This is a genomic window from Litoreibacter sp. (assembly GCF_058136045.1).
In genome coordinates, this window is the sequence record NZ_JBYVDD010000003.1 from 493110 (window position 1) to 514853 (window position 21744).

Here is a 21744-nt window from a genome sequence, read left to right on the forward strand (position 1 = left end):
CGATGGCCCTTTCCCCAGAATATAGTGATTTTGCGCCGCGCTACGACGCGGGCGAAAATCAGGTTGTCTACACGCGATTGGCCGCCGATCTGGACACACCAGTGTCGCTGCTGTTGAAGCTTACGGCGGCGCAGCCCGACAGTTTTGTGCTGGAATCCGTGACCGGTGGCGAAGTCCGTGGACGCTATTCGATTATCGGTATGAAGCCCGATCTCATCTGGCGGTGCCGGGGCGAGACCAGCGAATTGAACCGCTCTGCGCGCTTTGACCGCGAGGCGTTTGAGCCTTGCGCCAGTGATCCGCTAACGGCCCTGCGCGAGGTTCTGGCCGAAAGCCGGATTGACCTGCCAGAAGGGCTTCCTGCTGCCTCGGCCGGTTTGTTTGGCTATCTGGGATACGACATGATCCGGCTGGTCGAACACCTGCCCGATGTGAACCCTGACCCGTTGGGTTTGCCTGATGCGATAATGCAGCGCCCGTCCGTGGTGGTGGTGTTGGACGGCGTCAAAGGCGAGGTGATCGTGGTCAGCCCGGCATGGGCCGCGACCGGCCAATCAGCCAAAGCCGCCTACGCCCAAGCGGCGGAGCGGGTGATGGATGCGGTGCGTGATCTGGAGCGCCCCGTGCCCTCCGAGGCGCGCGATTTTGGCGAGGCCAGCCCCGTGGCTGATCCGGTGTCGAACTTCACCCACTCCGGTTATTTGGAAGCCGTCGAGAAGGCCCGCGACTACATCCGCGCCGGGGACATTTTTCAAGTGGTGCCGTCGCAACGCTGGACGCAGGACTTCCCGTTGCCGCCGTTTTCGCTTTACCGCGCATTGCGCCGCACCAACCCGTCTCCGTTCATGTTTTACTTCAACATGGGCGGATTTCAGATCGTTGGGGCCAGCCCTGAGATTTTGGTGCGCGTGTTCGGCAATGAAGTCACTATTCGCCCGATTGCAGGCACCCGCCCACGCGGTGCGACACCTGATGAGGACCGCGCGCTGGAGGCGGATCTGTTAGCAGATCCTAAAGAATGTGCCGAGCATTTGATGCTGCTTGATCTGGGTCGCAATGACACTGGCAAGGTGTCAAAAATTGGCACTGTGAAGCCGACCGAGAAGTTTATCATCGAGCGCTACAGCCATGTGATGCACATCGTCTCTAACGTCACCGGAGAGCTGGCTGAGGGTCAAGATGCGCTCTCCGCGCTGCTGTCGGGCCTGCCTGCGGGCACGGTTTCCGGCGCCCCAAAAGTGCGCGCGATGGAGATCATCGACGAGTTGGAGCCTGAGAAACGCGGCGTTTATGGCGGCGGGTGTGGCTACTTCTCGGCCAATGGGGACATGGATATTTGCATCGCCCTGCGCACTGGTGTGGTCAAGGATGACAAGCTGTATGTGCAAGCTGGCGGTGGCGTGGTCTATGACAGCGATCCACAGGCCGAGTTTGACGAAACCGTCAACAAATCCAAAGCCTTACGTATGGCAGCGAAAGAGGCCAGCCTGTTCCTGCGCGGCGGGAATAACTAGCCGCTATTAGCCCTGATCCGCGAGCATAATCGCCGAAACCGGAACCACGGCGATGCCAGCTTCCTTCTTCTCCAACGCCCATTCGACGATTGCGCGCACAGTTTCAGGGTAGCTGCGCCCAACGACAACAACGGCCCCATCCCGGGTCGCGTTAAACGCCGCGCGGCTCAGGTAGCGTTTGATCTTTGAACCAGCTTCCAAATCGGCATCCAGTACGCGAAACACCGTGGCCGCTGGAATATCTTCGCGCCGTGCCGCCTGTTGTGCCGTGTTCAGCCCGCGGTTGTAGGTGATCAACCCATGGCCGCTGTCACGGATGGCCCCCAAAACAGGTTGCAATAACGAGCGGTTAGCCTGAATGCGCCCGTCAAGCGGGTCCATCAAGGCTACGGCCTGATCCAGCACGTCGAAATAGGCCGAAATAGCGGTGGCCACATCACCCGGCCCAGCCGCGGTTGGCAAGTCATTTGCCAAAGCGACGACCTCGATGCCCGCCGCGCGGTATTCGCCCATAATCTGTTGTGCGTTGGTGGCCGTGGGATCAATCGCAATGGTAATTGGAATCGTCAACTTGGCCAAATCGGCCCGTGGTATCCCGTCTTCTCCGCTGTCGATCAGGACCACAGAGAAAAGCGCCTTCCCGTCAATATCCTCAACCACCGGGGAGGAAAATTGTGTTAATGCCCCAACATCATCGGGAGTGGCCTCGGGGGCGGGCTCTGGCGTGATTTGTGTCGTTGGTGTGGGTGTCGTGGCCGCGCCGCTTAAGCTGGGCAAACGGTTGGTCACCACGCCGGTATCTATACTTGGTAATGTGATCGGAGTATCGGCGGAGACCGGCTCAACGACCGCCTGTTGGCCCCCGATTGACGGCAAACTAGATGTCCGTGGGGCAGCCTTGGGCGGAGTTTCAACTGTCGGCACCTGTTCAGTCCCAACAACTTTGGGAGAAGGCACCGTCGTCGGTTGAAGTGCCAAAGCGGCCTCTTGGGTCGAGGCTTCGACAGTTGGGGGCGCATCCGGCGTGGGCGCTTGAATGTTGGTTTCGACTTGCGCAAGTGGCGCAGGCTTTGGCTCCGTTGATCCGGTAATCACGCTATCATCTTGTGTGGTTTGAGCAGTCGCTACGGCGGGGCTATCGACGTCTAAGGCGCCCGTGGCTTCCTCGGGGGTAACGGCAGGCTGAACATCCGCAGGCTCAACAGGTGCTACTTCGGGCGCAACCACTGTGGCTGGCGTCTGTGTGCCAAGCTCCACTTGAGGGGAGGCGCTGGTGTCGGTGTTTTGTGGCGTGACGGTCTGCGGCACAGGGTGCTCGGCCTCTAGCTTTGGAGCCGCTTTGAGAGTGTCCTGGCGCAATGGCGCATAGAGCGACAACATCGACAGGACCACAGCCCCGACAATACCACCCGACAAAATGCCTGCGCCTAATCCTTTGCCCATCGTCTTGATCCTCGCACGATCGTTTCTGTTCTAGCCCAGTGGCCGCACATTTCGGGCTTTTCGCCCTGTTGTTTCGAGGGGGACGCGGATAAGCGGCCTTGACCCCGACGCGCAGCTCTGGGCATTTATACCGCGACAGGTAACTCGGTGGAAAGCCCTTTCAGGGCAAAGGGTAAGATGATGCTGCTTCTGATCGATAATTACGACAGTTTCACCTATAATTTGGTGCACTTCTTTGGGGAATTGGGGGCGGATGTAAAGGTCGTGCGTAATGATGCCATTGATGTGCAGGCCGCGATGGCGATGAACCCGCGCGGTATTGTACTTAGCCCCGGCCCCAAGACGCCCTCGGACGCGGGCATTTGTTTGGCACTGACGCAAGCCGCTGCCGAGACCCGCACGCCATTGTTCGGCGTTTGCCTTGGGCATCAAACCATCGGCGAGGCGTTTGGCGGTAAGGTGATACGCCACTCCGAGATCGTACATGGCAAGATGGGGCGCTACACGCATGAGGGAAAAAGCGTCTTCAAAGGCCTGCCCTCGCCGTTCAACGCGACGCGCTACCATTCTTTGGTGGTCGAGCGCGAGACGCTGCCCGAGGCGTTGGAAATCACCGCGCAATTGGACGATGGCACCATTATGGGGCTGCAACACCGCGAATTACCGCTTCATGGTGTGCAGTTTCATCCCGAAAGCATTGCCTCCGAGCATGGCCATCAAATGTTGCAAAACTTCCTTGATATATTGCCCGCCAAAGAGAGGGTATCCGCATGAGCAATTTGTTAAAACCACTGATCGGCACGGCTGCCGACCGTCCCCTGACGCGCGAAGAGGCCGAGGTGGCTTTCGGCGTTCTTTTTGACGGTGCAGCCACGCCTAGCCAGATTGGTGGGTTCTTGATGGCCCTGCGCACCCGTGGCGAAACGGTGGAAGAATATGCCGCCGCCGCCGCCGTGATGCGCGCCAAATGCAACCCGGTAAAAGCCCCCGAGGGCGCGATGGATATCGTCGGTACGGGCGGCGATGGCAAAGGCACGCTGAACATCTCGACCGCGACTGCATTTGTGGTGGCGGGCGCGGGCGTCGTGGTGGCCAAACATGGCAACCGCAACCTGTCGTCAAAATCCGGCGCCGCAGATGCGCTTGGCGCCATGGGGATCAACGTGATGGTTAAGGCCGATGTGGTCGAGCGCGCGATTTCGCAGATCGGCATCGGCTTTATGATGGCCCCGATGCACCATCCCGCGATTGCCCATGTGATGCCGACCCGCGCGGAATTGGGCACCCGCACGATCTTCAATATCCTCGGCCCGCTGACCAACCCTGCCGGGGTAAAGCGCCAACTCACAGGCGCGTTTTCCGCCGATCTGATCCGCCCGATGGCCGAGACGTTACTGGCGCTTGGCTCCGAAAAAGCCTGGTTGGTGCATGGTGGCGACGGCACGGATGAGTTGGCAATTTCTGCGCCCTCAAAGGTTGCCGTGCTGGACAATGGTCGCGTGAGCGAAATGGAGATTGCGCCCGAAGATGCGGGCCTGACACCACATCCGTTCGAGGATATTCTAGGCGGCACACCGGAAGAGAACGCCGTTGCATTTCGCGCCTTGCTGGAGGGCGACCCTTCGGCTTACCGCGACGCTGTTTTGCTGAACTCTGCGGCGGCTTTGGTTGTGGCAGACAAGGCCCCAAACCTGCGAGTGGGCGTCGAGATGGCGCGCGAAAGCATCGACAGCGGTGCCGCTAAATCCAAGGTGCAGGCCTTGGCCAAACTGACCTCGGAGGCCGCATGAGCACCCCAACAATTCTAGAAAAGATCAAAGCCTACAAACTGGAAGAGGTCGCCGCCCGCAAAGCCGAGCGCTCGCTTGAGGCCATCGAGGCCGACGCGGCCAACGCCCCTGCCCCACGCGGCTTTGCCAATGCTCTGAGCGAGGCCGCGCAAACCGGTTATGGGCTGATTGCCGAGATCAAGAAAGCCAGCCCCTCCAAAGGCTTGATCCGCGAAGATTTCGACGTCCCAGCCTTGGCGCAGGCCTATGCTGCGGGCGGTGCCTGTTGCCTTAGCGTGTTGACCGATGCACCTTCTTTTCAAGGCGCAGACGCGTATTTGATGCAGGCGCGCGACGCTTGCGAGCTGCCAGTCCTGCGCAAGGATTTCTTGTATGACCCCTATCAGGTAGTCGAGGCGCGGGCCTTGGGCGCGGACTGTATTTTGATCATCATGGCCTCGGTCGAAGACGCGCTGGCGCATGAGTTGGAAAGCACGGCTTTCGACCTCGGCATGGATGTCTTGATCGAGGTCCATGACGCTGACGAGTTGGAGCGCGCGCTGGCGTTGAAAAGCCCGCTTCTAGGGATCAACAACCGGAATTTGCATAATTTCGAGGTCACGCTTGAGACCACCCGCACCTTGGCGCGCCATGTGCCGGAAGACAAAATGATTGTCTCGGAAAGCGGGTTATTTGAGCCGACAGATCTGTCAGATTTAGCCCGCTACGGCGCGCGGTGTTTCTTGATTGGCGAAAGCCTGATGCGCCAAGAGGATGTGACCTCGGCGACCCGCCACATTCTGAGCGACAAGCCGCAGTCCGGGGGTTTTTAGATGTCCGAGTTGACCCATTTTGATGGCGACGGTCATGCCCATATGGTGGATGTTTCCGATAAGCCAGTAACCTCGCGTGTGGCGGTGGCGCAGGGTTTTGTGAAGATGCTTCCCGACACTTTTGAACTGATCACGCAGGGGCGCGCCAAGAAAGGTGACGTTCTGGGTGTGGCGCGTTTGGCGGGCATTATGGGGGCGAAGAAATGCGCCGAGCTGATCCCGCTGTGCCACCCGTTGCCGATCACCAAAGTGGCGGTGGCGTTGACGCCCGACGCTGATCTGCCGGGCATTCGGATTGAGGCCACGGTGAAGACCACGGGTCAAACTGGCGTGGAGATGGAGGCGTTAACCGCCGTATCCACTGCCGCGTTAACTGTCTTTGATATGGTTAAGGCCGCCGAGAAAACCATGGAAATTGGCGGTATTCGTGTGGTGTTGAAAGATGGCGGAAAATCCGGCTTGTTTCAGGCGTCAGGCTCATGATTTCAGTCGCGGAGGCACTGGAGGCAGTCTTGGCTCTTGGCGCGCCGCTGGACATTGAAACGGTGCCGCTGATCGAGGCCGATGGCCGTGTTTTGGCGCAAGACGTGGCGGCTACGCGCAACCAGCCGCCCTTTTCGGCCTCGGCGATGGATGGCTATGCCATATCTACTGAAATTGCGGCGGAGGGTGACCGGTTTACCGTTATTGGTGAATCTGCGGCAGGGCATCGCTTTGATGGCATGGTGAACGCGGGTCAGGCGTTGCGCATTTTTACTGGCGCGCCCCTTCCCGAGGGGGCCAAGCGCATCATTATCCAAGAAGACACGACACGCGACGGCGATGTGATCACCTTGAGTGGCCCGGTGGATAAGGGGTTTCATATCCGCCCCGCCGGTGGTGATTTCAATGTCGGAGATACCATATCCGCGCCGCGCCGCCTGCGCCCCTCAGATGTGGCATTGCTGGCGTCTATGAATATTGCGCAAGTGCCCGTTCATCGTCGCCCCGTGGTGGCCATCATCGCCACTGGGGACGAATTGGTCGTGGCCGGAGAGGCCCCGCGGGGCGACCAAATTATTGCCTCGAACTCATTGGGGTTGGCGGCCATGTTTCGCCGTGCAGGGGCGGTTGCAAGGTTGCTGCCCATAGCAAAAGACACGCCGTCGTCGCTGAAAATGGCCATAAAATTAGCACAGGGGGCCGACGTGTTGGTCACCATTGGCGGCGCCTCGGTTGGCGATCATGATATTGTCGCGCAAGTGGCGCAAAGCCAAGGCTTAGAGCGCCAATTCTACAAGGTGGCCATGCGCCCTGGGAAGCCGCTGATGGCGGGCCGCATTGGCGGTATGGCCATGATTGGTTTACCGGGAAACCCTGTCTCATCAATGATTTGCGGAGAGATTTTCATCCTCCCTCTCTTGGACAAGTTTTTGGGGCTTCCGGCTGTCGCACGACCTCGCGTCCAACGTGCTCTGGCCGAGCCACTCAGTGCCAACGGCCCGCGCGAACACTTCATGCGCGCGGTACTCAACGACGGTGCTGTGCAGGCCTTCACCCGACAAGATAGCTCGCTGCTGACCGTTCTATCATTGGCCAACGCGCTGATTGCCCGCCCGCCCAATGATCCGGCCCGTCAAACCGATGACCTCGTGGATGTTATCGAGTTGTAGACGCACCTTGTACGTTGACACAAAACGAGAACACGGGTAGAACACTTGTGAACATGGTGCGAAAACGTGCCGTTATCAGGGAGTTCTGAGCCAATGCTGACCAAGAAACAGCTGGATCTGCTAAAATTCATTCACACCCGCATTCAACGCGACGGGGTTCCACCTTCGTTCGACGAAATGAAGGATGAGTTGGACTTGCGGTCCAAATCGGGCATTCACCGATTGGTCACGGCACTAGAAGAGCGGGGCTTTATTCAGCGATTGGCCCATAAAGCGCGGGCCTTGGAAATTTTGAAACTGCCGGATGCGATTAACACCGGTGGCTTTACCCCTCGGGTGATTGAGGGCGACCGACCTGCCCCCAACCCAGCTGCGATGGAACTTGAAGCGGTTCATGCGATGGAGATTCCACTGATGGGTCGCATCGCGGCAGGCACTCCGATTGAAGCCATTAGTGAAGCATCACACAATGTTGCCGTTCCCAGCTCTATGATGAGTGGAAACGCGCATCATTACGCCCTTGAGGTCAAAGGTGACTCGATGATCGAGGCGGGCATTAATGACGGTGATGTTGTGGTTATCCGCGAGCAGGTTACGGCCGAGAATGGCGATATTATTGTGGCTTTGATCGAGGGCCAGGAGGCGACGCTAAAGCGGTTCCGCCGCCACGGGTCTTCTATTGCGCTTGAGCCTGCGAACTCTGCCTATGAAACCCGCGTGTTGCCGGACAATATGGTAAAAGTGCAAGGTCGCCTTGTTGGATTGATCCGCTCTTACTGACGCTTGCGTTTTCGATGCAAAACCCACAACCGGTCGCCTTGACGCGTCCGGCTGTCCTCGTACCTGAGGCCTTGCTCGGAGGTGTAAATAGCGACGGAGCCACCAAAGCTGAAGTCACCCTCGACCCAGCCTACGCATGATTTTGGCAATGGCACCTCTACGCGGGGCAGAACGACTAGATCATTGCTGGCACAGATGGACGCCACATCAATTTTATCCGGGTTTTGCGCATCAAAACCCAGCGTCCCCCCGGCAAGTTCCAAGGTGAATACATTGGGATGCATGTCGCCGCGTGCGGCAGCCTGCGCCTGCGTCACAATATCTGCGTCATTTTCAAGCCAAACCCGCGCCGAGAAGCTATCGCCTTTGGGCTTGTTCAAAATGCGACCCTGATCTTGCAGCACCCCAAGCAGGCGGCCACTTTCTGAGATCAGAACCACTGGGCGCTCGGCCCCGACCCACAAAACCACCGCCGCCGCCAACGGCACCAATCCGGCCATTCGCCCCCTGCCTTGCCATATGCAAATAAACAGCCCACCGAGGGAGACCAGCGGTAAAACCCATGGGCCCGGTGCGATGATGCCACGCGTCGAGCCATCCAGCGTAGCCACGAAATCGGCCACGCCTAATATCCACGCAAGCCCCTGTTCCATGACCCAAAGCCCGACCCATTCCAGTCCCAACGGGGCCAGCAAACCCGCAGCAATTGCGCCCGGCATGACGATCAGCCCCATCACCGGAACCGACAGCAAGTTTGCCAGCAGGCCATATTGCGCCAGTTGATTAAAATGCGCTGCGCCAAAGGGGGCCGTCGCAGCACCCGCAATAAAGGACGAGATTACCAAGGACGCCACGCCCCCCATCCAACCCGGCATGTGCAAGAATAAGCTACGATCACGGATCACCGCAAAGACTGCGACAAGGGCCGTGGTCGCGGCAAAAGACATTTGAAAACCGGGGCCGATCAACGCCTCGGGCGACATGATCAACACCGCGAGGGCAGCAATGGCGACCGCGCGCAGGGACAAGGCGGGGCGGTCGATGCAGATAGCAAAAAGCATGACTGACACCATGATGAATGCCCGCTGCGTGGCGACGCTGGCCCCTGACACGCCGAGGTAGACTAAAGCCGCCGCAAATGCCCCGACCGCGGCGACTTTGCGCGCGTTTAGCCGGGTAGACACTGCGGGGATCAAAGACACAAAAATGCGGATCAGTGCGAAAACGGCCCCGGTCAACAAGCCCATATGAAGGCCGGAAATCGCCAACAGATGGGCCAAATTCGACGCTCGAAGATTGCCCAGAGCCTCCGCGTCGATATCCGTGCGGTCCCCGGTGATGATGGCCGCTGCAAACGGCCCATTGGGCGCCGGCATCCGCGATTTGATTGCCGCAGATAACGACAGGCGAAAACTATAAAGCTGTAACCGCCAACTAAGATCAGCCTTATCCACGCCAGACACCCGCAACAACGGCGTGCGGGTGTAGCCCAATGCCCCAAGTTGTTGAAACCAAAGATGGCGCTGAAAATCAAAGCCCCCCGGCTCGACCGGACCGGACGGCGGTCCCAGATGGCCCGTCACCATCACCACATCACCCGGGCTTAGGGTTTCCAACAGCATCGGGCCATGCAGAGATATACGCACCCGCTTGGGTGTTCTCGCCGGTGCCATGCGGGTCAGGCGCACTTGATCTAGGGTCAGGCGGGTCTTTTGGGACGCGGACTTGTCGATCTTGATCACCCGGCCCTCAATTGGTCCGTAATACCGATAGCCAAGTACCGGTGCCGCCACCCAATGGGCCCGAAAACTGGCCAGCATACTGCCCGCAACAACCAGCGTCATCGCCCAAAGCAGGACCGAGGCCCAACAGCCCCGATGCCTCTCCCGCTCTACCGCCCATAGCCACAAAGCCAATAATGCCAAGACAAGTGGCGCAAAAATAGCGAGGCTTGGCTCCGACATCATGCTGAAATATATGCCGATACCAACCCCAAGGCATATCGGCATCCATACAAACAAATAGCCTTGCTGACGTCCAAAAGCGTCGCTGAGCCTGACCCTCAGGGAATGAGGCTCACTCGGCGCTCCAATTTCTGCTGCCCTTGTCTCCATCTGATCGATTGCCTAAACCTAGCGCCTGAACAGATTGGCGCGCACCCTCGGCGCTGACCCTGCCCGAACATGCTTTCCAAAAGGTAAACATCCGAATGCCCGATCCTTCCTCAAACGCCCCTGTTGTCACCCGTTTCGCCCCCTCTCCGACAGGCTACCTTCATATCGGCGGTGCCCGTACGGCCTTGTTCAACTGGCTTTACGCCCGTGGGCGTGGCGGCAAATTTTTACTGCGGATCGAGGACACGGATCGCGCGCGCTCCACCCCTGAGGCGACACAAGCCATTCTTGATGGGCTGACTTGGCTGGGCTTGGAGTGGGATGGCGAGGCCGTTAGCCAGTTTGACAGTGCCGCCCGCCACGCCGCTGTGGCCGAAGAAATGCTAACCTCGGGTGCGGCATATAAGTGCTTTTCCACGCAAGCCGAGATCGAGAGTTTCCGGGAGGCCGCGCGCGCTGATGGCCGCTCGACCCTGTTTCGCTCGCCTTGGCGCGATGTGGTGAAATCCGAGCACCCAGACCTGCCTTATGTGGTGCGCATCAAGGCCCCGCAAGACGGGGTAGTGACCATCAAGGACGCGGTGCAAGGCGATGTCACCTGGAAGGCCGAGACGCTGGACGATATGGTTTTGCTCCGCTCGGATGGCACTCCTGTTTACATGCTCGCCGTTGTTGTCGATGATCACGATATGGGGGTGACCCATGTTATTCGCGGGGATGATCACCTTGCAAATGCGGCGCGCCAGTCGATGATTTATACTGCCATGGGCTGGCCTCTTCCGACCTATGCCCACATCCCGCTGATCCATGGCCCGGACGGTAAAAAGCTGTCGAAACGCCATGGAGCCTTGGGTGTCGGCGAATATGGCGCAATGGGGTACACGCCCTCGGGCATGCGCAATTATCTGGCCCGTTTGGGCTGGAGCCACGGTGACGACGAGGTGTTTACCACCCAGCAAGCCATAGATTGGTTTGATCTTGGCGGGATCGGAAAAGCACCTGCGCGGCTAGATTTTAAGAAAATGGAAAACATTAACCGTCATCACATCGGAATGAGCGATTCTGATACCATGCTGCGTGATGCACAAAGCTACCTTGCAGCGACAGGGCAGCCGACCTTGTCAGAGGAGAAGGCTCTGGCGTTTGCATCGGCTTTTGGAAAAATGGACGTGACGGATAAGACGGTTGGAAATTTGTTGGAAAAATTCGCATTCGTTTTGGAAGAGTTGCCATTTACCTATGACGAAAAGGCCGCGAAATTACTCGATCCGGTATCCCGTGGTATACTGACGCAATTGACGCCGCAGCTGCAAACTGTTAGCTGGGACCGTGAGCCGCTGGAGCAAACCGTAATGGGTTTCGCCGAAGCGCAAGATCTCAAATTTGGGAAGCTTGCCGGGCCTTTGCGGGCCGCCCTCTCGGGCCGAGCGGTGTCGCCCAGCGTCTTTGACATGATGATGGTCATTGGGCGTGACGAGACCATAAAACGCATAGCCGCAGCAACGGCTTAAAATATCCTACCTTGCCGTTTATCGGCTGGGTGATCACAAAGCAAACATGGCCATAAATGCCATTATTAACAGGGGGTTGCGACCGCGCAAACCCCAGACACACGAAAGGTGAAAATATGTCAAACAAGTCCGCAAAATTAACAATTGGTGATAAGGTAATCGAGTTACCCATCCACTCCCCCACGGTGGGGCCTGACGTATTGGACATCACCAAGCTCTATGCGCAGGGCGATGTATTCACCTATGATCCCGGCTTCACATCAACAGCTGCGTGCGACAGCACCATCACCTTCATTGACGGCATCAAAGGCGAATTGCTGCACCGCGGCTATCCAATCGACCAACTGGCCGAAAAATCTCATTTCCTAGAGGTCTGCTACCTGCTGCTTTATGGTGAGCTGCCATCCGCTACGAAATTGGAAGACTTTGAGACCCGCGTGACCAGCCACACGATGGTGCATGAGCAAATGCACAACTTCTTCCGTGGTTTCCGTCGTGACGCGCCCCCGATGGCCACATTGGTTGGTGTTGTTGGCGCAATGTCGGCGTTCTATCACGACAGCACCGACATCAATGACCCATGGCAGCGCGAAGTTGCGGCCATTCGACTGATTGCAAAGCTGCCGACCATCGCGGCTATGGCTTACAAATACTCCATCGGGCAACCTTTTGTGTACCCGCGCAATGACCTCGATTATGCGTCTAATTTCTTGCACATGTGTTTCTCGGTTCCGGCAGAGAAATACGAGGTTAACCCCGTGTTGGCCCGTGCCATGGACCGAATTTTCACCTTGCACGCCGATCACGAGCAAAACGCGTCGACTTCTACCGTGCGTTTGGCCTCTTCGTCGGGCGCAAACCCGTTCGCATGTATCGCTGCTGGTATCGCCTGCCTATGGGGCCCGGCACATGGTGGCGCAAACCAAGCGTGCCTGGAAATGCTTAAGGAAATCGGCACGGTTGATCGTATTCCTGAGTTCATTGCTCGCGCAAAAGACAAAAACGACACCTACCGCCTGATGGGCTTTGGTCACCGGGTCTATAAAAACTTCGACCCGCGCGCGACTGTCTTAAAACAATCCGCAGACGAAGTTCTTGAGTTGTTGGGCGTTGAAAATAACCCGCTATTGCAGGTCGCGATGGAGCTTGAAAAACAAGCCTTGGCTGATCCGTATTTTGCCGAGAAAAAGTTGTTCCCGAATGTGGACTTCTATTCCGGTATCATTTTGGAAGCGATGGGGTTCCCAACCTCGATGTTTACCCCAATCTTCGCTTTGGCGCGGACTGTGGGCTGGATTTCTCAATGGAAAGAGCAGATTTCTGATCCAAAATTGAAAATCGGGCGCCCTCGTCAACTGTATAAAGGTGAGACGTTCCGTGATTATGTCGACATTGAAAAACGGTAAATCGAACTGACCTAGAACGAATTAAGAAAGGCGCGGCGACATTGCCGCGCCTTTCTTTTATCTGCCTTCGTAATTGGCACGCCGCTTTTCTAGGAAGGCCAGAACGCCCTCTTGGAAATCATAGGTTTTACCGCATTCGCCTTGCAGTTTGGCTTCAAGCAACAACTGCTTTTCCAGATCATTCTCAAAGCTGGATCGAATGATGGTTTTGACCCGCGCATAAGCCTCAGTCGGGCCATTGGCCAGATAGGTGGCGCGGTCGTTCCAGTGTTTCTTAAAGTCGCCGTCTGGGATGGATTCCCAAATCATGCCCATCGCGCTGGCTTCATCGGCGCTCAAAGGTTCGGCAAATAAGGCGGCCCCCATTGCTTTGGCCATACCGACCTGTCGAGGTAAAAAATAACTGCCGCCCGCATCCGGTATCAACCCGATCCGGGTGAATGCCTGCAAAAACACCGCAGATTGCGTGGCGATCACAACGTCGGCAGCTAAAGCCAAATTCGCCCCGGCCCCGGCGGCAGGGCCATTCACCGCAGAAATTGTCGGAATTTTGCAATTGTAAATAGCCATGAGCATCGGCACATATTCGTCACGCAAGGTCCGCTCCAGATCCGTTGTGGCCACTGTCGCGCGATCCCCCAAATCTTGGCCGGAACAAAACGCACGACCCTTTCCCGTTAGAACCAAAACGCGCGCGCTGGTCTCGGCGGCTTTGACGGCATGCAGAATTTCCGCACGCATCTGAGTGTTCAGCGCATTCATCACGTCGTCGCGCGTAAACTCAATCACCGCCACGTTATTGCTGACGTTTAGGCGCAGGGTCTCATAGTGCATCGCAGTTCTCCAAATCCGGTTGCCACCAAGATAGCGAACTGATCAGTTTAGAAAAGCGAAACGCGCCGTCACGTGCAAATTTTATCCCCCTCGCTTGGAACGCCAAGCCTCCAAGGCAGGGTTGGTGGTTGGTTTAGGGCCATTTGGTTTAAGTTGGACAACAGATTTCAGGCCGCGGCTATAATGCAGCTCGCGCGCGCCAAAGTAGAAACTGACAATAGCCCCCAACAGCCACCAAAGCGGATCGGGCACGAAGGCAAGCCCTTGCATTCGCTCAGAAAATGACGTGGGATCAACCATTGCATAGATGAACAATCCCAAAGTTCCAAGTGCGAGCATCGGCCTAGGGAGGCGGTTCAATCCGTTCATCAAGCGATCAAATCTGCCCATGCGCCCAAATTCGAACTCTGCGCCATGTTGTGCCAAAGCGGCAGTGTAGGCCTTATGACCCAACTCCATCTGTCGGGTTGCATTGGGGCGAAAGGCCTCGGCTACATTGACGACGGCAGCTCCGGCCTCGCCAATTCCGCCGCGCAAAATGCTTGAAATCAACCCCATGACGCCACCCGTTGACGGTGCTGCGTTGCGGAAAAATGGTAGTGTGGCGACATAAACTCCTCGGCGCGTTTGATCCAGCCGCCTTTGCCGCCATCACGCCGTCGTGCATATTTTCGCGACGCTGGGCGACGGTCTGCGAGGCGATAATAATAGCTTCGCCGTGCAATTCCATAGGCATCAACCATGTGATCAGGAGCCTCTTTGAGCGCGCCATAAGTCGCGCGAATAGTGTGGGGGCCAAGTTGGCCATCGACAGCAACGTCCTGCCCCATGTCGTTCAACAGCCGTTGCAGCAGTTTGATGGCATTCGACCCAGCATTCACATGCATATCAAAAACTGTGGCCTGAAGCGGCTCTGGCAGACGGTTGATCTGCGGGGCATTGAAGTAATGATCAATAAAAACATCAACGGCCTGGGCGCGGCTTAGCGCCTTCACATCGGACGCATTTACCCGCCCGTCACCGGTCAAATCCAGACCTAATCGACGCATAGTGTGAATGGTCACTCCATAATTGGTGGCCCCGCCCGGATCATCGGGGTCATTCACATAGCCACCTTCACGGCGCACAATATCCTGGGCAATTTCGAGAACGGTTTGCATGGCTGACCCCTGATCTAAAGAGGTCTCAAACCTGCTGCAAAGAAGTTAACCGCGCCTCTAGGTACCGTTCGGTTCTTGGTAAATACCTTGCTCCTTCAAGGCGTCAATCACCTCAACGGGCATATAGTTTTCATCGTGTTTTGCAAGTATTTCAGAGGCTTCAAAGACGCCGTTAATGTATTTTCCCGTCCCCACCATACCTTGACCTTCCTCAAAAAGGTCAGGCAGAATGCCTGTGTAAGTCACCGGAACCACTGCGTTTCCATCCGTGACATTGAACGCGGTTTGCTGCGCTGCATTCACCGTTAAGCTGCCCTCTTCGACCAAGCCGCCGATGCGGAATGTCTCGGTCGGTGTCGGTGGAGCTTCCATGACTTCCGTCGGCGAGCGGAAAAAGTTAATCCCGTCGCGCAAGGCGAAACCGATCAATCCAGTGGACAGGGTCAACGCCACAACCGCGACGGCTATAATTTGAATGCGACGTTTTTTCTTGAGGCCCTTCATGACCAATCCCCTACGGAAATACCGGGGCCATCATCAGCCCCAAAGTCTCATCTAGACCTAACATCAGATTGGCATTTTGCAATGCTTGGCCGGACGAGCCTTTCGTGAGGTTATCCAAGGCTGCGATCACAATCGCGCGCCCTTCAATCCGGTCAGCGGTCACCCCGATGTGGACAAAATTGGACCCACGCACATCATGGCTGGAGGGGGCCTGTCCAAACGGTAAAATCTCGATAAAGGCCTCGCCACTATAGGCCTCGGCCAAGGTGGCATGAATTTCAGCCGCATTCCCGTGTAGGTAAACCGTCGCAAGGATGCCACGGTTCATCGGCAATAAATGCGGCGTGAATTGAACCTGAACAGGGCGCCCGGCAATGGCCGAGAACTCTTGGTCAAACTCGCCAAGATGACGGTGCGTGCCGCCAATGGCGTAAGCGCTTGTTCCCTCCGACAGCTCCGCGTGCAAAAGGTTCTCTTTTAACGAGCGCCCTGCCCCGGACACACCAGATTTCAGGTCAATGATGATGTTATCAAGATCAATCACCCCTGCTTCAATCAGGGGCCGTAAAGCAAATTGCCCGGCGGCCGCATTACAGCCGGTCCCCGCAACCAACCGTGCTTTTGCAATGTCGTCACGGTAGAATTCGGTCAGGCCATAGATTGCTTCTTTTTGCATCTCTTGCGCCGAATGCGCGTTGCCGTACCACTGTTTATAGGCCTCAGTATCGCGAAGCCTAAAGTCGGCAGACAGGTCAACAATCTTCAACGTATCGGGCAGTTTAGAGATAACCTCTTGCGAGGTTTTATGCGGCAAGGCACAAAAACACAGGTCGACATCCGAGAAATCAATCTCGTTAATCTTAACCAGTGTCGGCAATGCCAAATGGCGCAAATGTGGAAAGACATCAGCCATTTCCATGCCTGCTTTGCGATCAGCAGACAGGGCAGTGATCACCATGGTGGGGTGAGTGGAAATGAGCCGACACAGCTCTGCGCCCGTGTAGCCGGACGCACCAAGGATGGCGATATTTTGGGTCATAACAGACTCCATATGAATTTATATGTGGTTTAGTAGAAAGATGCGGTGGCGGCAATCATGCCGCTTCAAACAGGATCTTTCGTCGCAGGAACTGGGTGGCTCGGTCACTAACTTGAGCCGGGCTTCCAGACGTCAGGAACTTGGTTTGCGTCCCTGCCCCGGTCATTGCAGGGTGCCGTTTCAGGTAGTCTCTAAGGCTCGCAGAGACCAAATTGGCCTGAGAATACACCATAACATCGCTGCCAAGCGCGTCTTGAAATGCCTGTTGCATCAAAGGGTAATGGGTGCAGCCCAAGATGGCCGCTTGCGGATTTGGCATCCGCCGCTTTAGGGCATCAACATGGCTGCGCACCAAGGCCTCGGCCAGCATCTCGTCGCCATCTTCAAGCGCATCGACCAAGCCGCCACAGGGCTGCGCCTCGACATCAACGCCAATCGCGCGAAAGGCCAATTCCCGCTGGAAGGCCCGTGAGGCAACGGTCGCGGGAGTTGCGAATAATGCCACGTCCCGCACGCCAACTTCGCGCGGTGGGGAGTTATCGCCCCAATTGCGCTCCGTCAGGGCCTCGATCATCGGAACAAAAACGCCCAACACCCGCTTATCTGTGGGAACCCAGCTCTCCTGCATCCGCCGCAACGCCGCGGCCGAGGCCGTGTTGCAGGCCAAAATCACCAAATCACAGCCCTCATCGAACAGGGCCTGTGTCGCAGTGCAGGTCAGGTTGAAAATGTCATCAGGCGTGCGCACCCCATAAGGCGTGTTGGCGCTGTCAGCGAAATAGCAAACCGGCAACTCCGGCATGTCTTTCGCTATCTGGTCGTAAACGGTCAACCCGCCCAACCCGCTGTCAAAAATTCCTACCGCCATCAGCCCGTGCCATTTCTCTTGGTTTTCCACTTATCCTCGAACTCATACCCATAGTCCAGCGAAGACAAAGGCTTGGGGGCCAGCTCATAGGTGGCGCGGCGTAAAAACTGCATCATCGCCGTGGGGTCTTTGTAATGTGGCTCAAGCAGTGCGGGTGGGATTGGCTTGCCAATGACCACCCGCACAGGGGTATCAACGCGGCGCTTAAACTCGGCGATCAACAGGGCCAAGCGCAGGGTCGGATGGGCATGGCTGGCCAGTTGAAACAGACGGGAATTGCATCCGTCAAAGTAAATAGGAACTACTGAAGCCTTTGATTTAGCTACAAGTTTGGCCGTAAACGTGCGCCATGCAGGGTCCATGGCACGCCCGAATGCCTTGGCTGAGGTAGACACGGTTCCGCCCGGAAAAATGCCCATTGCCCCGCCATTTGCCAGATAGCGAAGCGCCTCTTTGCGGGTTGCAATATTTTGGGCAATGGCCTCTTTGGTTTGGTCAAAACTGATCGGCAATATGTTTTTGTTGATATCGTCAGCTTTGTGAAACACCGTATTGGCAAGGATGCGAAAATCCCCACGGGTGCGGTTGAGGATACGCCCCATCATTAGCCCGTCTAAAATGCCGTAGGGGTGATTTGCGATGGTAATCAACGGCCCTTGTGCTGGAATATCGCCCAATGCCCCACCAACGATCTCCAACGACAGCCCATAGCGCTTTGCCATAACCTCCCAGAAATTCGCGCCGGTGGCGACCTCATGCTCATAGCCTTTTGCGCGCCGGATAAGGCGAAGCCGTCCTGTCGAATTCTCAATAACTCGAATTACGGCGCGTCCCGTGCGGGTGCGCGCTGATTGGGCGTAACTGATCTCTTTTGGCGCGTTTTCCATGGCGCGAAAGCCTTTTTTGCAGCAATTTACGCAGCTACCTATACGGCACCCCGGGTAAAACCGACAGCATTTCGAACATGATATTGGCCGCGGTCAGTGCCGTGTTTCCAGACGGATCATAGGGTGGCGAAACTTCCACCAAGTCACAACCAACGATGGGCAAACCGCGCAGGCCGCGGATCAGCTCCAAAGCTTGCGGCGTGGTTAATCCCCCGATTTCAGGTGTGCCAGTTCCCGGCGCAATTGAAGGATCAAGGCTGTCGATGTCATAGGTGATATAGACAGGTCCCGCGCCCATATCAGCCTTGATTTTAGCCGCCAGAGGCGCGGTGGATTTATGCCAAAGCTCTTGCGCCAAGGTCAGATTGAAGCCCCAGTCGCGCGGCTCGTCAAAGTCTTCGGCGGTGTAGCCTGTGCCACGCAAACCGATCTGATAGACGTCTGTGGGGCGCAGCAACCCTTCCTCATAAGCACGGCGAAACACCGTGCCGTGGGTCTCTCGCTCGCCAAACATCTCGTCATTAACATCGGCATGGGCATCCACATGAACTAACCCAACGGGTCCGTGTTTTTTTGCGATTGCACGCAGTATTGGCAGGGTGATCGTGTGGTCCCCGCCAAGGGTCATCGGGATGACATCGTACTTTAACAACGCATCGTAATACTCTGTAATTATACGAATACTTTCCCGAAGGTTGAATGTGTTGATTGGCACATCCCCCACATCCGCGCAGTGCAAGGCGTCAAAAGGGGCCGCGCCAGTTTGGACGGCATAGGGGCGGATCATCGCGCTCTCACTGCGCACTTGGGCAGGCCCAAACCGCGTGCCAGATCGCCAGCTAGAGCCATGATCCATCGGGATACCAAGGAAGGCCACGTCCAGCCCCTCGGCCGTCGCGGCTTGAGGCAACCGCATGAAGGTTCCCTGCCCTGCGAACCGGGCCAGATCATTGCCTGATGTCGGTTGATTCGGCATTAGCCACGCTCCCGTTTGTTATAGCAATAAAGGCACATCAATTCAGTTGCGACATGGGCACCCGCCACGGCTGTGGCGCTGCCGACATCAAAGGGCGGCGAGACCTCGACCACATCGCCGCCGACCATGTTGATGCCCCTCAAGTCGCGCAAAATATGCAGCGCTTGGGCCGAACTAAGCCCACCAGACACCGGCGTTCCAGTCCCCGGCGCAAAGGCGGGGTCTAGGCAGTCGATATCAAAGGTCAGGTAGGTAAGGTTGTCGCCAAGGATGCTTTTTATCTTTGCCACAACTGCCGCAGTCCCGGATTCGTGGACCTCACGGGCGTCGATAATATTGACGCCCAAATAATCCTCGCAAACCGTTCGAATACCCACCTGCACCGAGCGTTCAGGGATAATCAGCCCCTCCTTCACCGCCTTATAAAACATCGTGCCATGATCCACGCGCGCCATGTCATCATCGGGCCAAGTGTCGGAATGCGCATCAAATTGCAGCAGGGACAGCGGCCCGAATTTCTTCACATAGGCCCGCAGGATCGGGAAGGTAATGTAGTGATCCCCCCCAAGGCACAATGACCCTGACCCAGCATCCAAGATGCCGGATATATGATTTGTTAATGCATTAGGAAAGGCAGGTATATCAGCGTAATCAAATGATAAATCGCCATAATCTGCAATGTTATACTCCAGCATCGGGTCGATATCCCAACCATAGGGCGGATCACAGGCTTGCAAGGTGGAAGCCTCGCGGATGGCGCGTGGGCCAAGGCGCGTTCCGGGCCTGTGGGTGACCGCTTGATCAAACGGCACACCGGTAATGGCCAGATCAACACCCGTGAGATCCTTGGTATAGGTTCGGCGCAAAAAGCTTAGCGCGCCACCAAAGGCGTTCTCGAAACTATGCCCCCGAAACCCGTCTCGCGTTAGGGCATTGTCCACATCATTCGCTGCATCTTTGAGGGCCATTTATCCGATCCTTTCCCCGTCTCGCACCAATTTATCGGTGACCTCGTTAATGGACGCCTCCAGTGTCTCGGTGACGAAATCGACCTGTGATTTGGTGATAACCAACGGCGGAGACATGACATTCAGATGCCCCATTGGGCGGACCATCAATCCGCGCGCCTCGGCCGCGTCCGAGATGAGCTTGCCGACGTTCAATCCATCCGGCAGCAGCTCTTTGGTCTCTTTATTGGCCACGTTTTCCACGCAAATCATCAGTTTGCGACCGCGCACGTCACCGACCAATGGCAAGGCATTCAACGCGCCTATTCGCTCTTCAAAATAACTGCCAACCGACGTGGCCTGCGCCAGTAGGTTTTCTCGCTCGATGATCTCGATATTTTTCAGCGCGGCGGCACAGGCCACCGGATGGCCCGCATAGGTAAAGCCGGATGCATACCAGCGATCCCCCTGCATTGCGTCCCAAATTTTATCCGAGAAAATCATCGCGCCGATCGGCAGGTAGCCGGAACTAAGCCCCTTTGCGCAGCAAATAATATCTGGCTGTGCGCCGAACTCGTCCCATGAGGCGAACCAATGCCCCAAGCGGCCGAACCCTGTCACCACCTCATCCGCAATGAACAAAATATCATGCTTGCGGCAAATGTCGGCCATGCGTTTCAGATAGCCCTGTGGCGGCACCACAACGCCGCCCGACGCCTGAATGGGTTCCGCAAAGAAACCGCCTATTTTGTCGGGGCCAACCTCCATGATTTTCGCTTCGAACTCGGCCACAAGATCATCAGTGAATTCGGCCTCGGACCGGCCCCCAATGGCGCGGTAACAGTCGGGCGCGCTGACGTGGTGAATGCCGCTTTGCTTATACTCGAATTCGGGCATTTTATCGCCCGCGCGTTGACCAATTGATATCGCCGCAAAGGTCGAGCCATGATAGGAACAATCGCGTGCGATCACTTGGGTTTTCTCAGGCCGGCCCGCGCACCGCTGGTAATAGGCCACCATGCGGTAAGCGCTATCAATCGCGGTCGAGCCGCCGGTAGTCAGGTGCACATGGTTCAAATCCCCCGGTGCAAGTTCTGCCAGTTTGGCCGAGAGCAACGCCGCAGGGCCGTTGGTCATATCGACGAAGGTATTGGAAAAAGCCAGCTTTTCGACCTGATCAGCGATGGCTTGCGCCATCTCTTTGCGCCCAAGACCGATGTTGGTGCACCAAAGCCCGCCGACCGCATCAAGGTATTCGCGCCCGTCACTGTCCCACAAGGTACACCCCAGACCGCGCTCGATCACCAATGGCCCGTCGCGCACGAAACTCTCGAAATGGGTCCAGGGATGCAGCGCATGGGCCTTATCTAAAGCCGCAATATCTAGGTTGGTCTCGGTCGTCATGGTAACTCCTCCGGTATGCCCAAAAGCAGCCTGCCCCCGCGCCCTTAACAATGCAAGGCTTGCGAATAGGTCCAAGCGCAGGCAGACAGGCAATGCGCGAACA

At 56.8% G+C, this 21744-nt stretch carries 21 protein-coding genes; 9 read left to right on the forward strand and 12 right to left on the reverse strand.

The genetic code is table 11. The features are described from left to right. Window positions 1-2 precede the first annotated feature (2 nt). A complete protein-coding gene (trpE, locus tag AC3Y7R_RS03760; RefSeq protein ID WP_490040667.1) occupies window positions 3-1514 on the forward strand; it encodes an anthranilate synthase component I in 1512 nt (503 codons plus the stop codon). 6 nt (window positions 1515-1520) lie between these two features. On the opposite strand, the gene AC3Y7R_RS03765 is transcribed toward trpE, so the two are convergent. Further along, a complete protein-coding gene (locus AC3Y7R_RS03765; protein WP_490040668.1) occupies window positions 1521-2957 on the reverse strand; it encodes a divergent polysaccharide deacetylase family protein in 1437 nt (478 codons plus the stop codon). 180 nt (window positions 2958-3137) lie between these two features. Between AC3Y7R_RS03765 and AC3Y7R_RS03770 the strand changes: the two genes are divergently transcribed. The 6 genes from AC3Y7R_RS03770 (at window position 3138) to lexA (ending at window position 7991) form a co-directional block, all read left to right on the forward strand. Beyond that, window positions 3138-3731 carry an anthranilate synthase component II gene (locus AC3Y7R_RS03770; protein WP_490040669.1) on the forward strand — a complete coding sequence of 198 codons (594 nt, stop codon included), beginning with the start codon at window positions 3138-3140 and terminating at the stop codon, window positions 3729-3731. Next, window positions 3728-4747 (forward strand): anthranilate phosphoribosyltransferase, encoded by a 1020-nt coding sequence (gene trpD / locus AC3Y7R_RS03775; protein ID WP_490040670.1) that lies wholly within the window; start codon window positions 3728-3730, stop codon window positions 4745-4747. The genes AC3Y7R_RS03770 and trpD overlap by 4 nt, the downstream gene beginning before the upstream one ends. Then, entirely contained in the window at window positions 4744-5559 is an 816-nt protein-coding gene (gene trpC, locus AC3Y7R_RS03780) for an indole-3-glycerol phosphate synthase TrpC (protein ID WP_490040671.1), read from the forward strand. The genes trpD and trpC overlap by 4 nt, the downstream gene beginning before the upstream one ends. Then, window positions 5560-6042 (forward strand): cyclic pyranopterin monophosphate synthase MoaC, encoded by a 483-nt coding sequence (gene moaC / locus AC3Y7R_RS03785; RefSeq protein WP_490040672.1) that lies wholly within the window; start codon window positions 5560-5562, stop codon window positions 6040-6042. It abuts the gene before it with no gap. Further along, window positions 6039-7211: a molybdopterin molybdotransferase MoeA gene (locus AC3Y7R_RS03790; protein WP_490040673.1), complete on the forward strand. Its 1173-nt coding sequence runs from the start codon at window positions 6039-6041 to the stop codon at window positions 7209-7211. Before moaC ends, AC3Y7R_RS03790 begins: the two co-directional genes overlap by 4 nt. Window positions 7212-7304: 93 nt before the next feature. Further along, window positions 7305-7991 (forward strand): transcriptional repressor LexA, encoded by a 687-nt coding sequence (lexA, locus tag AC3Y7R_RS03795; protein WP_490040674.1) that lies wholly within the window; start codon window positions 7305-7307, stop codon window positions 7989-7991. Here the strand turns inward: lexA and AC3Y7R_RS03800 are convergent. Beyond that, the gene (locus tag AC3Y7R_RS03800; protein WP_490040675.1) at window positions 7985-10105 is read right to left on the reverse strand and encodes a ComEC/Rec2 family competence protein; all 2121 of its coding nucleotides are present in this window, start codon (window positions 10103-10105) and stop codon (window positions 7985-7987) included. The genes lexA and AC3Y7R_RS03800 overlap by 7 nt on opposite strands. A gap of 95 nt (window positions 10106-10200) precedes the next feature. On the opposite strand from AC3Y7R_RS03800, the gene gltX reads away from it, so the two are divergent. Together gltX and gltA are read left to right on the forward strand one after the other, a co-directional pair. Next, window positions 10201-11616 carry a glutamate--tRNA ligase gene (gene gltX / locus AC3Y7R_RS03805; RefSeq protein ID WP_490040676.1) on the forward strand — a complete coding sequence of 472 codons (1416 nt, stop codon included), beginning with the start codon at window positions 10201-10203 and terminating at the stop codon, window positions 11614-11616. A 116-nt stretch (window positions 11617-11732) separates the two neighbouring features. Further along, window positions 11733-13022, forward strand: coding sequence for a citrate synthase (gltA, locus tag AC3Y7R_RS03810; protein WP_490040677.1), 1290 nt, complete (start codon window positions 11733-11735; stop codon window positions 13020-13022). Between the two features lie 57 nt (window positions 13023-13079). Here the strand turns inward: gltA and AC3Y7R_RS03815 are convergent, their stop codons facing one another. From AC3Y7R_RS03815 to AC3Y7R_RS03860, 10 genes are all read right to left on the reverse strand, one after another. Further along, window positions 13080-13856: an enoyl-CoA hydratase-related protein gene (locus AC3Y7R_RS03815; RefSeq protein WP_490040678.1), complete on the reverse strand. Its 777-nt coding sequence runs from the start codon at window positions 13854-13856 to the stop codon at window positions 13080-13082. Between the two features lie 81 nt (window positions 13857-13937). Continuing rightward, the gene (locus AC3Y7R_RS03820) at window positions 13938-14414 is read right to left on the reverse strand and encodes a holin family protein (RefSeq protein WP_490040679.1); all 477 of its coding nucleotides are present in this window, start codon (window positions 14412-14414) and stop codon (window positions 13938-13940) included. Continuing rightward, window positions 14405-15016 carry a holin-associated N-acetylmuramidase gene (locus AC3Y7R_RS03825; protein ID WP_490040680.1) on the reverse strand — a complete coding sequence of 204 codons (612 nt, stop codon included), beginning with the start codon at window positions 15014-15016 and terminating at the stop codon, window positions 14405-14407. The genes AC3Y7R_RS03820 and AC3Y7R_RS03825 overlap by 10 nt, the downstream gene beginning before the upstream one ends. A gap of 57 nt (window positions 15017-15073) precedes the next feature. Then, the gene (gene ccmE / locus AC3Y7R_RS03830) at window positions 15074-15520 is read right to left on the reverse strand and encodes a cytochrome c maturation protein CcmE (RefSeq protein ID WP_490040681.1); all 447 of its coding nucleotides are present in this window, start codon (window positions 15518-15520) and stop codon (window positions 15074-15076) included. Between the two features lie 10 nt (window positions 15521-15530). Continuing rightward, the gene (argC, locus tag AC3Y7R_RS03835) at window positions 15531-16559 is read right to left on the reverse strand and encodes an N-acetyl-gamma-glutamyl-phosphate reductase (protein WP_490040682.1); all 1029 of its coding nucleotides are present in this window, start codon (window positions 16557-16559) and stop codon (window positions 15531-15533) included. Between the two features lie 55 nt (window positions 16560-16614). Next, a complete protein-coding gene (locus AC3Y7R_RS03840) occupies window positions 16615-17427 on the reverse strand; it encodes a glutamate racemase (protein WP_490040683.1) in 813 nt (270 codons plus the stop codon). After that, window positions 17427-18314 (reverse strand): lysophospholipid acyltransferase family protein, encoded by an 888-nt coding sequence (locus AC3Y7R_RS03845; protein ID WP_490040684.1) that lies wholly within the window; start codon window positions 18312-18314, stop codon window positions 17427-17429. Before AC3Y7R_RS03845 ends, AC3Y7R_RS03840 begins: the two co-directional genes overlap by 1 nt. Window positions 18315-18348: 34 nt before the next feature. Continuing rightward, window positions 18349-19290: an agmatinase gene (gene speB, locus AC3Y7R_RS03850; protein WP_490040685.1), complete on the reverse strand. Its 942-nt coding sequence runs from the start codon at window positions 19288-19290 to the stop codon at window positions 18349-18351. Further along, the gene (gene speB / locus AC3Y7R_RS03855) at window positions 19290-20258 is read right to left on the reverse strand and encodes an agmatinase (protein WP_490040686.1); all 969 of its coding nucleotides are present in this window, start codon (window positions 20256-20258) and stop codon (window positions 19290-19292) included. Before speB (AC3Y7R_RS03855) ends, speB (AC3Y7R_RS03850) begins: the two co-directional genes overlap by 1 nt. Continuing rightward, window positions 20259-21641 carry an aminotransferase gene (locus AC3Y7R_RS03860; RefSeq protein WP_490040687.1) on the reverse strand — a complete coding sequence of 461 codons (1383 nt, stop codon included), beginning with the start codon at window positions 21639-21641 and terminating at the stop codon, window positions 20259-20261. Window positions 21642-21744 lie beyond the last annotated feature (103 nt).

What these genes read in the sequence shown, in the direction of transcription:
- trpE (WP_490040667.1), top strand. Translation starts at nt 3, where the DNA reads ATGGCCCTTTCCCCAGAATATAGTGATTTTGCGCCGCGCTACGACGCG.
- AC3Y7R_RS03765 (WP_490040668.1), bottom strand. Translation starts at nt 2,957, where the DNA reads ATGGGCAAAGGATTAGGCGCAGGCATTTTGTCGGGTGGTATTGTCGGG.
- AC3Y7R_RS03770 (WP_490040669.1), top strand. Translation starts at nt 3,138, where the DNA reads ATGCTGCTTCTGATCGATAATTACGACAGTTTCACCTATAATTTGGTG.
- trpD (WP_490040670.1), top strand. Translation starts at nt 3,728, where the DNA reads ATGAGCAATTTGTTAAAACCACTGATCGGCACGGCTGCCGACCGTCCC.
- trpC (WP_490040671.1), top strand. Translation starts at nt 4,744, where the DNA reads ATGAGCACCCCAACAATTCTAGAAAAGATCAAAGCCTACAAACTGGAA.
- moaC (WP_490040672.1), top strand. Translation starts at nt 5,560, where the DNA reads ATGTCCGAGTTGACCCATTTTGATGGCGACGGTCATGCCCATATGGTG.
- AC3Y7R_RS03790 (WP_490040673.1), top strand. Translation starts at nt 6,039, where the DNA reads ATGATTTCAGTCGCGGAGGCACTGGAGGCAGTCTTGGCTCTTGGCGCG.
- lexA (WP_490040674.1), top strand. Translation starts at nt 7,305, where the DNA reads ATGCTGACCAAGAAACAGCTGGATCTGCTAAAATTCATTCACACCCGC.
- AC3Y7R_RS03800 (WP_490040675.1), bottom strand. Translation starts at nt 10,105, where the DNA reads ATGGAGACAAGGGCAGCAGAAATTGGAGCGCCGAGTGAGCCTCATTCC.
- gltX (WP_490040676.1), top strand. Translation starts at nt 10,201, where the DNA reads ATGCCCGATCCTTCCTCAAACGCCCCTGTTGTCACCCGTTTCGCCCCC.
- gltA (WP_490040677.1), top strand. Translation starts at nt 11,733, where the DNA reads ATGTCAAACAAGTCCGCAAAATTAACAATTGGTGATAAGGTAATCGAG.
- AC3Y7R_RS03815 (WP_490040678.1), bottom strand. Translation starts at nt 13,856, where the DNA reads ATGCACTATGAGACCCTGCGCCTAAACGTCAGCAATAACGTGGCGGTG.
- AC3Y7R_RS03820 (WP_490040679.1), bottom strand. Translation starts at nt 14,414, where the DNA reads ATGGGGTTGATTTCAAGCATTTTGCGCGGCGGAATTGGCGAGGCCGGA.
- AC3Y7R_RS03825 (WP_490040680.1), bottom strand. Translation starts at nt 15,016, where the DNA reads ATGCAAACCGTTCTCGAAATTGCCCAGGATATTGTGCGCCGTGAAGGT.
- ccmE (WP_490040681.1), bottom strand. Translation starts at nt 15,520, where the DNA reads ATGAAGGGCCTCAAGAAAAAACGTCGCATTCAAATTATAGCCGTCGCG.
- argC (WP_490040682.1), bottom strand. Translation starts at nt 16,559, where the DNA reads ATGACCCAAAATATCGCCATCCTTGGTGCGTCCGGCTACACGGGCGCA.
- AC3Y7R_RS03840 (WP_490040683.1), bottom strand. Translation starts at nt 17,427, where the DNA reads ATGGCGGTAGGAATTTTTGACAGCGGGTTGGGCGGGTTGACCGTTTAC.
- AC3Y7R_RS03845 (WP_490040684.1), bottom strand. Translation starts at nt 18,314, where the DNA reads ATGGAAAACGCGCCAAAAGAGATCAGTTACGCCCAATCAGCGCGCACC.
- speB (WP_490040685.1), bottom strand. Translation starts at nt 19,290, where the DNA reads ATGCCGAATCAACCGACATCAGGCAATGATCTGGCCCGGTTCGCAGGG.
- speB (WP_490040686.1), bottom strand. Translation starts at nt 20,258, where the DNA reads ATGGCCCTCAAAGATGCAGCGAATGATGTGGACAATGCCCTAACGCGA.
- AC3Y7R_RS03860 (WP_490040687.1), bottom strand. Translation starts at nt 21,641, where the DNA reads ATGACGACCGAGACCAACCTAGATATTGCGGCTTTAGATAAGGCCCAT.